The organism is Idiomarina aquatica, from assembly GCF_003987185.1.
GTDB classification, from domain to species: Bacteria; Pseudomonadota; Gammaproteobacteria; order Enterobacterales; family Alteromonadaceae; genus Idiomarina; species Idiomarina aquatica.
Genome location: NZ_PIPS01000001.1, coordinates 1,426,184 through 1,440,984, shown reverse-complemented (window position 1 = coordinate 1,440,984; position 14,801 = coordinate 1,426,184). Strand labels below are relative to the sequence as shown.

Below are 14,801 nucleotides of genomic sequence, written 5' to 3'. Positions count from 1 at the left end.
GTTAGTAGTATAAAACGTCATCTTACAGGAGTTTTATTATGCATAAATCATTGTTTGTCGCCTGCACGGGATTGCTGGTGATGTTATTTTCATTGAGTGCCTGGTCACAGGGTATTGAAGCGCCGAAACAAGTCAGTGAGCGGTTATGGGTCATGGGTACTCCGGATCAACGCGACATAACAGAATTTGCCGAGCAGGGTGGCGACGTTGTGATCAGTTTGTTGTCGGTTGAGGAAATGGCAGGCAGTAACGAAACGGAATGGACCACCAAGGCCGGCATTGCTTTTTATCATGTGCCGGTAGACGGTTCAAAAGGGGTTACTTTTGCCAACGCCAGAGCGTTGGATAGGCTGCTGTTAATGCATGCCGACAAACGAATTATGGTGCATTGTGCGTCGGCTAACCGAGTTGGGGCGTTGTTCGCGTTGCGGGCGGCCTGGCTTGACGGCCTGTCAGCGCAGCAAGCGCTCGACATTGGCCGCCAGCACGGTATGACGTCGTTAGAGCAAAAAGTATCAGAGATGCTCGCTGAGTAACTCAGGTAAGCGCTCAGGAGTAAAGATCTCGATCCAGTAGCCATCGGGATCTTTAATAAAAGCGATACCTTTCATGTTGCCGTCAGCCGGCCGTTTTTGAAAGGCTACCCCAAGTTTCTCGAAACGCTCGCAGGCGGTATCAATGTCAGGTACCGCAAAACCGATATGGCCAAAGCCTTTAGGTTCGCTGTTACCACTGTGAAATGACAGTGCTTCGTTATCTTCGTCACCCCAGTTGTGAGTTAATTCGAGCATCGCTGGCCGGGAAAACGTTTGCTTGATGCGCTCATCATGGTCTTTTGACCATTGTTCTCTTTGTTCCGGCGATAGCGCAGCCATAAAGTACAACGAAAACTTCATCTCAGGAAAATCCAGTCGCTTAACCAGCGTCATGCCCATGACATCGCTGTAAAATTGCAGAGATCGTTTAGGATCTTTAATTCGCATCATGGTTTGGTTAAACACGTACTGATGGGTTTCTGGATCGTGCTGTTCAGACAATCCTTCTGCTTGATCAAAATGTCGGCTCATTGTCGCTCCTTAACGGCTTTCGTATGATTAGGGTATGATACAGCTATTGGGTTAAAGACAGAGACTTTCAAGCAGTGACTGTAACTGAAGAAGGACGTTGGTTCGTTTATTTACTGCGTTGTGCAGATGATAGCTTGTATTGCGGCATCACCACTGACATCTCGCGCAGATTGCGACAGCACAACGGCGACATTAAAGGCGGTGCGCGTTACACGCAGGTGCGCCGCCCGGTGAAACTGGCTTATCTCGAACAACATGGTAATCGATCAGCGGCGGCTGCCAGGGAGTACGCGGTTAAACGCTTGCCAGCGACGGTTAAGCGAGATCTTTGCCGCACTGCCAACATACCTCAAAATTTGAGAAGTTTGTCTCCTGACAGTGAGGACAGGTAATCTCGAGTTGTCGATCTTGCTCATAGTTGGTCAATATTTTACGTGCCTGTTCATACTGTTCAGCCTGAACCTTGAGCGGTGTTTCGATGGCGTCGGCAGGCAATTCGCCTATCCCGCCAACCATACCGTTATCAGTCATCCTAACCGTGATCTGTTGCGTCTCCAGCAACCCTTTTAGCAGCTGTGCTTCCAGTGGGTTAGCCGCATAATAGACGGTAAGCCATTCATCACTCATGTTCTGCCACCTGATGTTGAACCCTTAGCAAATAGCGCGTACAGGCCAGTTTATCTTTGGTGCCCAGTTTGTCAGCCATTTGATAGAGTTTAAAGAGCCGGTGATACAACCGGGCTTTATAGCGCTGTCGTTGACTGTTGCTGAGAGTGCGCGTCTGCAGTTGGTGTAAGTCGCCTTCCAGAGCCTGAATGAGTTGTTGCTGGCGACTGCGCAAATTGGTTGGAAACAGCAATCGATAACTGATCAAAGCGAGGATCGGTGCAGCGATAACGGCCAAGGCGATGCTGATCGCCTGGAGTGGCTCAAACTGATAGTGTAATGCCGGTTGCATGAGCAACAGAAAAACCAGATTGAAATCCATGGCGCCGTTAGCGGTTCGGTTGTGTGCCATCGGGAAGCCGGCAAATAGGATGATTGGCATCAACCACAATACCATTGCAAGAATAGAATCTGCGTGAGGCCAAATAAAGGCTTGCACGAATAACGCGGTTAACGCGCCGAAGCTTTGCCCGATAAAAACGTAGTACATGGTTTTGGCCGGGTTTTCACTGGTAGAAAACAACGTTAGCATGACGGATGCACCTAACAGCAAATAGGCCATCTGAAACCAACCAGTATACGCCCAGGCGACACTGATCAGGGTCATAACCATCAGTGTGCGCAAGGCAGCTTGGCGAGCTCCCCGCCAGTCACGATGTAACAATATAGAGAGTTTTCGCACTGAGCGCGCCGTCTTGCCAGTATCACGGAATTCCAAGCGGGCATAAGAGGCTTCTACGAACTCCTTAAAATAAGGCAGCAGGGCGGCGTGTTCGACGTGTTGCAGAAAATTGCCCAGGGCGTTACGAATTTGCTCCGAACGATTGTCAATCAGCGACTTGGAACAGGTAAGTAAGTGTTCACTCATTTCTTTTGACTGAATCACTCCTTTGTTTTCAAGTTGAGCAAATAAACCCAGTTGTGCATTGAGGATGCGCCGTATGGTTTTTGCTGACTGATGTGCTGAGGGTGAACCGGTACCGTGTTCGATCAGCTGTGCCTCCAGGTGGGCTAATTGTGATATCCGATCATAACTATTCAGTTGTTGTAATGAACCGGTTTTGTACGCTTGTGCAAGAATGCGGAGGTTTTCTGCGGTTTGGCGTCGAAACTGGTTAACCAACGACTGTTCGGCACGTGAATAGGTAAATAACCAACCGATCAGTAAGGCGGTCATGACGCCGACAAAGACCGTGAGTAAACGGTCAATCCCGAGCGGTAAAAGGGCATCGGGAGTGCGCGTCAGTAATACCACCATGGATGCTGAGTAGCCGGCTAAAATGGCACCATAGGAAACCAGACCGTGTAACAGGTTGCCGATATACACGCACAAACCAACCCAAGCTGTTAAGCCCAGCGCCATGAAAATGATGTCATTACCGGTGGTGACCACCAGCAACATACCGACAACGGTGCCCAGCAGCGTGCCAAGGATCCGATAGGCGGCTTTTTCCAGAAGTAAGCCACGGGTGGGTTGGGATACTGCCCAGACGGTCATAGCGGACCATTGAGGATGTTCCAGCCCTAACGCCCAGGCAAAGACAAGTGATAAACAAGCGGCGATCCCGGTTCGGAAGCCAAACCGGAATCTTGTGTAGTCGAAGCCTAATTGTGCAAATTTAGCCTTTACTGCTGTCATCAATGAGTACCGCGATGGCACCGTCACCGGTAATATTACAGGCGGTGCCAAAGCTGTCCTGTGCCATGTAGAGAGCAATCATTAGCGCAATTGCGGTCTCGCCGAATCCAAGCATGGAGCCCAGCAGACCAACGGCTGACATTACCGCTCCGCCAGGAACACCCGGTGCTGCCAACATGACAACGCCCAGCATCATGATAAAGGGTAATACCGTGAGGAATGACGGAATCGCTAAGGCGTTATGCAGTACCATGACAGCCACGGTACAACTGACGATCGTAATGGTTGAGCCAGCCAGATGAACGGTCGCGCACAAAGGCACAGAAAAGTTCGCGACGTTATTGTCGACCTGGTTTTTACGGACACTCTGCAGGGTCACCGGAATGGTTGCTGCACTCGACATGGTGCCTAGCGCGGTAAAATAAGCCGGTAACATGTTCTTTATGAGCTTCAGTGGCGACTGACGGCTTTTGATGCCGGCGATAACGAACATAGTGGTGATGTAAACCCAATGCAGAATCACAGCCATAATTAGGATGATGCCGAAGGTTTTCAGTGTTTCGAACACGGTGCCGGCGACGGCCATTTCAGTAAATACGCCGGCAATATAAAACGGCAATAACGGGATAATGACTTTAGCCAGCAATTGCTCAATGATATCGCGGCCCTGATCAGACAAGGTTTTAAGTTGCTGGGCCTGAGTTGCAGCGATGCCTAATCCGAAAATAAACGCCAGTACCAGTGCTGACATCACGCTCATCAGCGGTGGGATATCAAGCGTGATAAATGGCGCTAAACTGGCATTGGCTTCGTTAGTAACCGACTGTGCGTCCGCGCTCAACATAGGCACTATCGCACTGGCCACAAAGAAGGCCAGAATACCGGCAGAGAGCGTCGATAAGTAGGCAACCCCCAACGTTTTACCCAACAGTTTTCCAGAATTATTCGGCAGGCTGGCAATGCCACTGGTGATAAAAAAGAGAATCAATAATGGGATGGTGAAAAACAGTAACTGCCCGAACAAATCTTTAAAGGTTAACAGCAGCCGGCTAACCCAGTCAGGGGCGTATAAACCGATAACGATACCGGCGAGAATGCCGGCGATAAGTTTGATGATCAGCTTCATGTTGTATTCCTAAAGGGGTTATTTACCGATACAGAATGAGCCAAAAATTTGGCCGAGCAAATCGTCAGAGGTGAACTCTCCGGTGATTTCATTCAGATGTTGTTGCGCCAGTCGCAATTCTTCTGCAAGCAACTCACCGGCCAGGTTCAGTTCCAATTGCTCCTGACCCTGTAACAGATGTGCTTTGGCTTTTGCCAGTGCGTCAAGGTGACGGCGTCGCGCCATAAAGCTGCCTTCTGCGCTGGTGGTGTAGCCAACACAGTGTTTTAAGTGATCACGCAATAGCTCGATACCGTGTCCGGTTTTTGCCGAGAGGTGCAACACCGGAATACCATTATGTTCGTCGATACCGATGGACTCGCGGGTCAGATCGACCTTATTGCGAATCACGGTAAATGGCATATCTTCCGGAAGCTGCGCGAAAAACTCTGGCCAAATATCGTCAGGATGTATGGCGCTGGTTTGTTGAGAATCCACCATAAACAGCACGCGGTCGGCTTGACGAATTTCTTCCCAGGCCCGTTCAATACCGATTTGCTCGACTTGATCCGGTGATTCCCGCAAGCCGGCGGTATCAATAATATGTAGGGGCATTCCGTCTATTTGAATGTGTTCGCGCAGGACGTCCCGCGTGGTACCGGCAATTTCGGTGACGATGGCTGATTCGCGGCCGGCCAGCGCATTCAACAGACTTGATTTGCCGGCATTGGGTCGTCCGGCTATAACAATACGCATACCTTCCCGCATCAGAGTGCCCTGGCGAGCCTGATGTTCTATATGGAACAATTGATCAATGATGTCGCTAAGGTCACCGGCGACTTTCCCGTCCGATAAGAAATCAATTTCCTCGTCCGGAAAATCAATGGCCGCTTCAACGTACATGCGCAGATGAATTACCGCATCGACAAGTTGGTCAATCTTATGAGAAAACTCGCCTTTGAGGCTCTGTAAGGCGGCTTTTGCGGCTTGTTCCGAATTGGTATCAATAAGATCGGCAATGGCTTCTGCCTGTGTCAGGTCGAGCTTGTCGTTGAGAAACGCTCGTTCGCTGAACTCGCCGGGACGAGCAGGGCGTATACCGGGTAATTCCAATATTGCTTTGATGATCATGTCAATGAGAACGGGGCCACCGTGCCCTTGTAGTTCCAGCACATCTTCCCCGGTAAATGAGTTGGGGCCGGGGAAGTAAAGCGCGATGCCCTCATCCAGCAATTCACCTTTGGTATTTCGGAACGGTAAATATTCCGCTCGGCGAGGTTTAGGGCAATGCCCGAGCAGTTTCTCCGCAACCAGTTTGCTGGCTTTACCACTGACACGCACGATACCGACACCGCCGCGTCCTGGGGGTGTGGCTTGCGCAACAATGGTATCGTTAAAGTCGGTTTCAGTTTGCATGGTGGTACATTATATTGTCGAAGTCAGAAGCTAGTGTAGCCGATAGAAAAAAGCCCGACATTCCGTCGGGCTTTCAACGCATTATTTCCCGCGGACGTTTATGCCCTTTTTCTCTAATCCTTTGTAAATAATCAACATCTGCGCGATGGTGATCAAGTTACTGACCAGCCAGTATAGAACCAAGCCGGACGGGAACCAGAGGAAGAATACGGTAAAGATAACCGGCATGTATTGGAAAAGTTTCTGCTGCATTGGGTCAGCCGTCGGTGTTGGCTGTAACTTCTGCATCAAGAACATGCTCGCGCCCATCAGGATAGGCAGGATGTAATAAGGGTCTTTGGTCGACAGATCCTGGATCCAGAAGACAAATTCGGAATGGCGTAATTCAACGCTTTCCAGCAACACCCAGTACAAGGCGAGGAAGATAGGTAATTGCAACAGCATTGGTAAGCAGCCACCCAGAGGATTCACTTTTTCCTCTTTGTAGAGCTTCATCATTGCCTGCGACATCTTCTGGCGGTCAGAACCATAACGCTCACGCAGAGCCGTCATTTTCGGCTGTAGCATGCGCATTTTCGCCATTGATACGTATTGCGCTTTGGTTAACGGGAACAGGACGGCTTTCACGATAACCGTGGTCAGGATGATGGCCAGACCCCAGTTAACAACCATGCTTTGCAAGAATTGTAGGAGCTTAAAGATAGGTTGTGCCAGCCACCACAGAAAACCGTAGTCGACGGTAAGGTCGAGGTTTTCCGCCAACGCTGCCATAGCGTCCTGATCTTTAGGACCTAAATACAGTGTTGAGTTAATGGTTTTGGTCTCGCCGGCGTTTACCTGAATCATCGGATAAATAACACCAATGATCGCCTGCGAATTATCGGCTACGCGCGAGAATAAACGGTTTTCTTGTTGCTGCGTCGGAATCCACGCAGACACAAAGTAATGCTCAAGCATACTGACCCAGCCGGTTTGAGTACTTACGTTCAAACGTTGGTCGCGCATGTCTTCAAAATCGTATTTTTCGAACTTATCGTCGTCGTGTGAGTAGGCCGCACCAAAATAAGTTGGCATGATCATACTGCCGCCTTCACCTGCCGCCATGGTCTGTTGCAATTGGCCATAAAACTGCATTTGTTGGGCTTGCTGACTGGCATTTTCGATTTCATAACGAACATCAACGTGATACTTGCCCTGTTCAAAGGTAAATATTTTCTTAATCGTTGAACCGTCATCTTTGGTAAAGACAAGCGGTACTTCAAGACGTCCGCCGTCCATGTTGTACTCGGTTTTAGCAACTGAGAACTGGGCACGACCACCACTGGAATCGATGCCGTTAGGGCCGATCAAGCCAGATTGTGCAATGTAAATATTGCCTGGTTGGCGTTGCAATAACTGGAAACGTTCTTCCGAATCCAGTGATTCGGCAAACTGTAGTAACTTGGCGGACACGATATCACCGCCTTTGGTGTCGATAACCAGGTCGAGTACATCAGTTTTTACTTCGACCAGTTGGCCGGTTCGAGCCTGAGTGGCAGGTGTATCACCTTCAGGAACCGAAGCATCTGAAGCAACCGCGCCTTGTGGATCGGGAACTGTGGAGTTGCCACTATCTGTCGTAGACGAGGTGGTTGATTTGCTTGGCGCCTGAGTTCCCGGTGCTGTATCGACCATCCAGGTCTGAAACAGGAAAAAGGACACCACTAAAAAAGCAATAAAAAGTATCGATCGTGGCGAATTCATAGTGATTTCGTCTCTAAGTTGCTACTGTTCGTGTGAATGTAAAGCGTCGTTGTGCGAGGCTTTCGCGTCAGGGACAGGATCAAACCCGCCCTCGCTGCCTGGATGACACCGTGCAATGCGTTTTGCGGCTAAGCCTACGCCCCTGATTGTACCGTGTTTCTCTATCGCCTCACAGGCATAATGCGAACATGATGGATAAAAACGACAGCGCGGCCCCATCAATGGCGATAGGGTCCATTGATAGATCTTAATTAACGCGACTGGTATTGCTCGCAGCGCTTTGCCAATTTTCGCCATAAATAGTTCAATGTATTGTTGAGTTCGGTATTATCAAGGTCAACGATACCTTGTTTGGCTATAACCACAATATCGAAGTTTGGAATTTTGTGTTGGCGCAAACGGAAGGTTTCGCGCACTCGGCGTTTGATGCGATTGCGTTGAACGGCTGTTTTAGCACGTTTCTTGCTGATCGTTACGCCAATTCGAGCGTGGTCTAGATCGTTGGGTGTTGCGAGCATGGTTAACTGCGCGGTGACAGCTTTTACCGGGGGATTAGAGAAAACGGTCTGAAACTGAGAGGGAGTTAGCAGGCGCAACTCCCTTCCATAGGCGTGAGTGTTATGCACTCAGTACTTTGCGACCACGTGCACGACGGCGTGCGATCACTTTACGGCCGTTTTTAGTTGCCATGCGCGCACGGAAACCGTGAGTGCGTTTGCGTTTTAATACGCTTGGTTGAAACGTTCTTTTCATAACAGTTATTCCATCGGTCAGTGCTAAAATTTTAGAGCGCGGATCATACCGATCTTTTTCATGTCAGTCAACATCTATCCGATGATTAACTGATTAAAAAGTGATTTATTTCATCCACATTATGGATGCCATAAATCCAATCAATGTGGATAATATGATAAGTTACTCACATTAATGTGGCAATCTAAACGTCGAAATGAACCGACAAAATTACCGTGAAAGGTAGCGTTCACCTGATCTCTGGAGTACAATTACCAAAATGCATAATTATAATTAGAATGGAGATGTTAGTGTGAATAATTCGCTTTGGCAGCAGTGCTCTGAACGCTTGCAATCTGACTTACCTCTGCAGCAGTTCAACACCTGGATTCGGCCAATTCAGGCGGAGCAGTCAGGCGACACATTAACGCTTTACGCGCCGAACATTTACTCGGTCGATTGGGTTCGCGATAAGTATCTAAAGTCCATTAATTCGATCCTTAATGAAGTCACCGATAATAAAGCGCCGAAGGTGATCATTAAGGTCGGTAATGTTAGCACGTCCTCAAATCAGCAAAGCAGTAACGCACGAACTCGAACACCGACCAAACGGTCAGGGCCGACGTTTGGCCGATCGTCACCGCAGGACATCGAGGAGTTCGAAAGTAACATTCACCCGGAGTACACCTTTGATAACTTTGTCGAGGGTAAATCCAACCAGTTAGCACGAGCAGCGGCAATTCAAGTCGCCGAGAACCCTGGTGGCGTCTATAACCCATTGTTTGTCTACGGTGGCACAGGTCTGGGTAAAACTCACCTGTTGCACGCCGTTGGTAATGGCATCATGGCTCACAAGCAGGGCGCAAAAGTTTTTTATATTCGTGCTGAGCGCTTTGTCCAGGATATGGTTAATTCGATCCGTAACAGCTCGACTAATGAGTTTAAACGCTATTACCGCTCGGTAGATGCATTGTTGATTGACGATATTCACTTCTTCGCGAATAAAAAGGGTTCTCAAGAAGAGTTCTTCCACACCTTTAACGCGTTGCTCGAAGGCAATCAGCAAATCATTATGACCAGTGATTTGTACCCAAAGGAAATCGATGGTGTTGAAGATCGTCTTAAGTCTCGTTTCGGCTGGGGTTTGACCATTGCTATTGAGCCACCAGAGCTTGAAACCCGTGTAGCAATTTTGATTCGAAAGGCAGAAGAACGTGGTTTACACATGCCACATGAAGTCGCCTTTTTTATTGCTAAGCGTTTGCGCTCAAATGTTCGCGAACTTGAAGGGGCGTTGAACCGGGTCGTAGCGAATGTATCCTTGACGGGACGGGCGATCACGATAGATTTTGTCCGAGAAGCCTTGCGCGATCTTATTGCAGCGCAGGAAAAGCTCGTTACTATTGATAATATTCAAAAAACCGTTGCCGAATACTATAACATCAAACTTGCCGATATTTTGTCAAAACGCCGCAGTCGCTCAGTGGCTCGTCCAAGGCAGTTGGCTATGGCGTTAGCGAAAGAATTGACGAACCATAGTCTACCGGAAATTGGTGATGCATTTGGCGGTCGCGATCATACAACGGTGTTGCACGCGTGCCGGCAAATACAAAAGTTAAAAGAAGAACAACACGACATTAAAGAAGATTACAGAAACCTTATTCGCACATTGTCGTCTTAATGCGAGCAGGCCAAATCAGGGGAAAGAATCATGAAATTTACAGTTAGCCGGGATGCTTTTCTTAAACCGCTTCAAGTCGTCAGTGGAGCGGTTGAGCGTCGTCACACGTTGCCCATTCTTTCTAATTTGCTGTTGCAGGTTCAGGGCGGGCAATTGCGATTGACAGGAACTGATTTGGAAGTTGAATTGGTTTCGTCGGTAATGGTTGAGGCCTCCGGTGGTGACGGCGCGGTAACCGTGCCTGCTAAGAAACTGTTGGATATTGTTCGCAGCTTACCTGATGAGGCGCAAATCGAATTTTCCGCAGAAGAGGATAAGGCCTTTGTACGTTCCGGCCGCAGTAAGTTCAAGCTGAGCACGTTACCGGCTGATGATTTCCCCAATATCGACGATTGGACCAGCGATATTAATTTTGTAACCGATCAGGTTATTTTAAAGCGCTTAATGGAAAAAACGCATTTCTCCATGGCCAACCAGGACGTGCGCTACTATTTAAACGGCATGTTGTTCGAGACGGATAACGGAATGCTTCGTTCGGTGGCAACAGACGGCCACCGTCTGGCCATGAGCAGCTGCACCATTAATCAGCCGGGCCTTGCGCAAAAACAGGTGATAGTGCCTCGTAAAGGGGTTGTAGAATTGCTTCGGTTACTTGGCGACGAGGAGATTGAAGTCGCCGTTGCAATTGGCAATAACCATATTCGCATTGAGTCTGAATCTATCGTATTCACCAGTAAACTCGTTGATGGTCGTTTCCCCGACTATCGTCGCGTATTACCAAGCGGTGGCGATAAAGTCGTTATCGCCGACCGGGATTTACTCCGTCAGGCCTTCGGCCGTGCTTCGATTTTATCGAACGAGAAATTCCGGGGCGTTCGTTTAAATTTATCCAGTGGTGAACTGTGCATTACCGCTACAAACCCAGAACAAGAGCAGGCTGAAGAAGTGATTGAGGTCAACTATCAAGGTGAGGATCTCGAGATTGGCTTTAACGTCAGCTATCTGCTGGATGTACTTAATAATGTCGATGACACTGAAATCAGTTTCACCTTGGCAGACTCTAATAGCAGCGCGTTGATTGAGCCACAGCACGACGATTCTTGTTGTTATGTGGTCATGCCAATGAGGTTGTAGGCGCTGATGCGTTTATGCGAATAACTCGGTTTATAGCGAATAATTTTAGGAATTTTTCGCATCTGGAAGTGAAGCCTGGCCCGGGAATCAATGTTGTTTTCGGCGAGAACGGGTCTGGCAAAACCAGCTTTTTGGAAGGTATCTACTTATTCGGGTTCGGGCGTAGTTTTCGGCCTGGCGGCTTCCGTCCCCTGATAAAATCCGGCGCTGATGAGTTTACCCTTTTTTGCGAAGGTCATGATGCCAGCGACGTTGATTCCCAACAACGGTTTGGTATGTCCCGTAACGTTAATGGCGAACACCAGCTTAGAATCAATGGCAGCAAAGAGGCTCGACTTGCCGATTTAGCCAAAAACGTACCGGTCCAGTTGTTTACCCCAGAATCGGTTGAAGTGATTGCGGGTGGGCCGAGTACCCGCCGGCAGTTAGTTGATTGGGGAGTGTTCCACGTGGAACATTCTTTTTTCGGACTCTGGTCAAACTATAATAAAGTGTTGCGACATCGCAATAAGTTACTTAAAACAAAAAGGCTGAACTACAGCCAGGCAGAAGATAAGTATTGGGTGCAGCAACTTTGTTTGTATGGGCAAGAGATTACGGAACAACGCCAAGGCTACGTTGAGCGGTTAGGTAAATATTTGAAGCCAATAGCACAAACATTCCTGCCAGATGTTACACTAGATGTTTCGTTAAAAGTCGGTTGGGATAGCAATAAAACGCTGTCAGACGCATTAAGTGGATCCATCAGTAACGATGTCAAATATGGACACACCAGTGTTGGGCCGCATAAAGCTGATTTGCAAATTATCGCGGATGGCGTTGCTGCCAAAGAACGTCTATCTCGAGGTCAGATAAAAGTCCTTGTAGCGAGTATGAAACTCGCTCAAGCTCGCTTGTTAAACGAAGCAACGGGATTAGCTTGCATTATAATTGTGGATGATTTGACGTCCGAGCTCGATAGAGATAATCAGCGAAAGTTTTGCGAGTTGCTCGAAGACAGTGACAACCAAGTATTTATAAGTTCAGTGAGTATTGACTCACTGTCCGATAATTTTAAAAAAGAACCCGCAATGTTCCACGTGGAACACGGAATTCTAAAACGTCATATTGAGAACTAACTATGGAAGAAAATAACTACGGTTCATCCAGTATTAAAGTCCTAAAAGGACTCGATGCCGTGCGTAAGCGCCCAGGCATGTATATTGGTGATACAGATGATGGCACAGGTCTTCATCATATGGTGTTTGAAGTAGTAGATAACTCCATCGATGAAGCTTTGGCAGGACACTGCTCAGAAATATTGGTAACCATCCATTCCGATGGGTCGGTTTCTGTAAAAGATGACGGCCGTGGTATTCCAGTTGATATTCACGAAGAAGAGGGCGTTTCCGCTGCGCAGGTTATTATGACCGTATTACACGCGGGCGGAAAGTTTGATGATAACTCATACAAAGTATCTGGCGGTCTCCACGGTGTTGGTGTTTCGGTGGTTAACGCGTTATCGGATAAGCTGACGTTAACTATCCGTCGTCAAGGACACATATACGAACAAACCTATCATTTGGGTGAGCCTCAAAGCGATATTCAAAAAGTAGGTGATACCAACCAAACCGGTACCGAGTTACGTTTTTGGCCAAGCCCGGATGTATTTACCGATACGTTGTTCCATTACGACATCCTTGCCAAACGGCTTCGTGAATTATCATTTTTGAACTCTGGCGTTGCCATTCGTCTGCGCGATGAACGTGACGATCGTGAAGATCATTTTAAATACGAAGGTGGCATCGCCGCTTTTGTAACTTACTTGAATAAAGCAAAAACGCCGATTCACCCAACGGCTTTCCACTTTAGTTCAGAGCGAGAAGACGGGATATCCGTCGAAGTTAGTATGCAATGGAATGACTCTTTCCAAGAGAATATTTATTGCTATACGAATAACATTCCACAGCGCGATGGTGGTACACACCTGGCCGGATTTCGTGCGGCACTGACCCGAACCCTGAACAACTACATGGAAAAGGAAGGCTACACGAAAAAAGCCAAAACCTCGGCAACGGGTGACGATGCACGTGAAGGTCTGACAGCGGTAATTTCGGTCAAAGTTCCGGACCCTAAATTCTCATCACAGACGAAAGAGAAATTGGTGTCTTCAGAAGTTAAAACCGCTGTAGAGCAAACCATGAATGAGCGGCTGTCTGACTACTTGTTAGAAAACCCGCAAGACGCCAAAACCATCGTTAATAAAATTATCGATGCAGCCCGTGCGCGTGAAGCAGCCCGAAAAGCTCGCGAAATGACGCGCCGTAAAGGAGCGCTGGACATTGCCGGCTTACCGGGAAAACTGGCCGACTGTCAGGAAAAAGATCCCGCGTTATCCGAACTTTATATTGTGGAGGGTGACTCGGCAGGCGGCTCTGCTAAGCAGGGGCGTAACCGAAAAAACCAGGCGATTCTGCCGCTGAAAGGTAAGATTCTAAACGTGGAAAAAGCGCGTTTTGATAAGATGCTTTCTTCACAAGAGGTCGGTACGCTGATCACCGCTATGGGTTGTGGTATCGGACGAGACGAATATAACCCGGATAAAACCCGGTATCACCGCATCATCATTATGACCGATGCTGACGTTGATGGCTCGCACATTCGTACGCTGCTATTGACCTTCTTCTATCGTCAGATGCCTGAAATTATCGAGCGCGGTTACATCTATATTGCCCAGCCGCCACTGTATAAAGTGAAGAAGGGTAAACAAGAAACCTATATCAAGGATGACCCTGCGCTGATTCGTTATTTGACCAGCCTCGCTTTGGATAATGCGTCGTTGCACGTTAATGCAGACGCTCCAGGCATTACCGGTGAGCGTTTGGAACACTTGGTTAATGGTTACCAATTGGCTCAGGACACCATCAAACGATTAAGTCGCCGTATTCCTGAGAAGTTTTTACAACGCCTCTTTTACGCGCCACGGTTAACCGACCAACGTTTGAAAGACAAAGCCTATATGGATGAGTGGGTCAAAGCCCTTAACGAGGATCTAACGGCGCGTGAAGTTGATTCAGCAACTTATACCATTGGCTTAAAAGAAGATATTGAGCGCCAAATGTGGCTACCATCAACCAATATTCGTCAGCATGGTGTTGATACAGAATACCCACTGAGTTACGAGTTTCTGATGTCGAAAGACTATGAGCAGATCGTAACGGTTGGTGACGAAATTGATTCACTGGTTGAAGAGGGTGGTTACGTTGTTCGTGGCGATAAGAAGCAACCGATTTCGCATTTTGTTGACGCGGTAGAGTGGTTGATTGGTGAATCGAAACGTGGCCTTTATGTACAGCGTTACAAAGGTCTAGGAGAGATGAATCCTGAGCAACTGTGGGAAACCACCATGGACCCTGAGACTCGCCGTATGTTGCAGGTAACCATCGAAGATGCGATTGGAGCGGACCAGCTCTTCACGACACTGATGGGCGACGAGGTAGAGCCACGCCGTCAATTCATCGAGTCTAACGCACTGAAAGTTGCTAACCTGGACGTTTAACGCGTTGCGCTGAACTGAAAATTTGATGAACGAACATAAAAAAGCCTCGCTAATGCGAGGCTTTTTGTTTGCTCATAGGC

General features: G+C 48.2%; 15 protein-coding genes. 6 read left to right on the top strand and 9 right to left on the bottom strand.

The window, feature by feature from the left end:
* The first annotated feature begins 38 nt into the window (after positions 1-38).
* Positions 39-536, top strand: coding sequence for a protein tyrosine phosphatase family protein (locus tag CWE23_RS06680; protein WP_105307634.1), 498 nt, complete (start codon positions 39-41; stop codon positions 534-536).
* Here CWE23_RS06680 and gloA read toward each other — a convergent pair.
* Positions 516-1,067, bottom strand: a complete 552-nt coding sequence (gene gloA, locus CWE23_RS06675) for a lactoylglutathione lyase (protein WP_126819806.1) — start codon at positions 1,065-1,067, stop codon at positions 516-518. The genes CWE23_RS06680 and gloA overlap by 21 nt on opposite strands.
* Before the next feature lie 74 nt (positions 1,068-1,141).
* On the opposite strand from gloA, the gene CWE23_RS06670 reads away from it, so the two are divergent.
* On the top strand, positions 1,142-1,459 hold the full coding sequence (locus CWE23_RS06670) for a GIY-YIG nuclease family protein (protein ID WP_105307636.1): 318 nt from the start codon (positions 1,142-1,144) through the stop codon (positions 1,457-1,459).
* Here CWE23_RS06670 and CWE23_RS06665 read toward each other — a convergent pair.
* The 8 genes from CWE23_RS06665 to rpmH all read right to left on the bottom strand — a co-directional run bounded on the left by CWE23_RS06665 (position 1,383) and on the right by rpmH (position 8,389).
* A complete protein-coding gene (locus CWE23_RS06665) occupies positions 1,383-1,694 on the bottom strand; it encodes a putative signal transducing protein (protein WP_105307637.1) in 312 nt (103 codons plus the stop codon). The genes CWE23_RS06670 and CWE23_RS06665 overlap by 77 nt on opposite strands.
* Positions 1,687-3,372, bottom strand: a complete 1,686-nt coding sequence (locus tag CWE23_RS06660; RefSeq protein WP_126819805.1) for an FUSC family protein — start codon at positions 3,370-3,372, stop codon at positions 1,687-1,689. The genes CWE23_RS06665 and CWE23_RS06660 overlap by 8 nt, the downstream gene beginning before the upstream one ends.
* Positions 3,353-4,498, bottom strand: coding sequence for a dicarboxylate/amino acid:cation symporter (locus CWE23_RS06655; protein WP_126819804.1), 1,146 nt, complete (start codon positions 4,496-4,498; stop codon positions 3,353-3,355). The genes CWE23_RS06660 and CWE23_RS06655 overlap by 20 nt, the downstream gene beginning before the upstream one ends.
* Before the next feature lie 18 nt (positions 4,499-4,516).
* Positions 4,517-5,893: a tRNA uridine-5-carboxymethylaminomethyl(34) synthesis GTPase MnmE gene (gene mnmE, locus CWE23_RS06650; protein WP_105307640.1), complete on the bottom strand. Its 1,377-nt coding sequence runs from the start codon at positions 5,891-5,893 to the stop codon at positions 4,517-4,519.
* Positions 5,894-5,974: 81 nt separating this feature from the next.
* Positions 5,975-7,636 (bottom strand): membrane protein insertase YidC, encoded by a 1,662-nt coding sequence (gene yidC, locus CWE23_RS06645; RefSeq protein ID WP_126819803.1) that lies wholly within the window; start codon positions 7,634-7,636, stop codon positions 5,975-5,977.
* Between the two features lie 21 nt (positions 7,637-7,657).
* The gene (gene yidD, locus CWE23_RS06640; protein WP_105307642.1) at positions 7,658-7,933 is read right to left on the bottom strand and encodes a membrane protein insertion efficiency factor YidD; all 276 of its coding nucleotides are present in this window, start codon (positions 7,931-7,933) and stop codon (positions 7,658-7,660) included.
* Entirely contained in the window at positions 7,888-8,262 is a 375-nt protein-coding gene (gene rnpA / locus CWE23_RS06635; protein WP_105307643.1) for a ribonuclease P protein component, read from the bottom strand. The genes yidD and rnpA overlap by 46 nt, the downstream gene beginning before the upstream one ends.
* Positions 8,255-8,389, bottom strand: a complete 135-nt coding sequence (gene rpmH, locus CWE23_RS06630) for a 50S ribosomal protein L34 (protein WP_040487621.1) — start codon at positions 8,387-8,389, stop codon at positions 8,255-8,257. Before rpmH ends, rnpA begins: the two co-directional genes overlap by 8 nt.
* A gap of 292 nt (positions 8,390-8,681) precedes the next feature.
* On the opposite strand from rpmH, the gene dnaA reads away from it, so the two are divergent.
* Genes dnaA through gyrB form a run of 4 tightly spaced genes read left to right on the top strand, consistent with a single transcriptional unit; the run spans position 8,682 to position 14,721 of the window.
* Positions 8,682-10,049 carry a chromosomal replication initiator protein DnaA gene (dnaA, locus tag CWE23_RS06625; protein WP_105305297.1) on the top strand — a complete coding sequence of 456 codons (1,368 nt, stop codon included), beginning with the start codon at positions 8,682-8,684 and terminating at the stop codon, positions 10,047-10,049.
* A gap of 30 nt (positions 10,050-10,079) precedes the next feature.
* Positions 10,080-11,183: a DNA polymerase III subunit beta gene (gene dnaN, locus CWE23_RS06620; RefSeq protein ID WP_105305298.1), complete on the top strand. Its 1,104-nt coding sequence runs from the start codon at positions 10,080-10,082 to the stop codon at positions 11,181-11,183.
* 14 nt (positions 11,184-11,197) lie between these two features.
* A complete protein-coding gene (recF, locus tag CWE23_RS06615) occupies positions 11,198-12,301 on the top strand; it encodes a DNA replication/repair protein RecF (protein WP_126819802.1) in 1,104 nt (367 codons plus the stop codon).
* A 2-nt stretch (positions 12,302-12,303) separates the two neighbouring features.
* Entirely contained in the window at positions 12,304-14,721 is a 2,418-nt protein-coding gene (gene gyrB, locus CWE23_RS06610) for a DNA topoisomerase (ATP-hydrolyzing) subunit B (protein WP_126819801.1), read from the top strand.
* Positions 14,722-14,801: the final 80 nt, after the last annotated feature.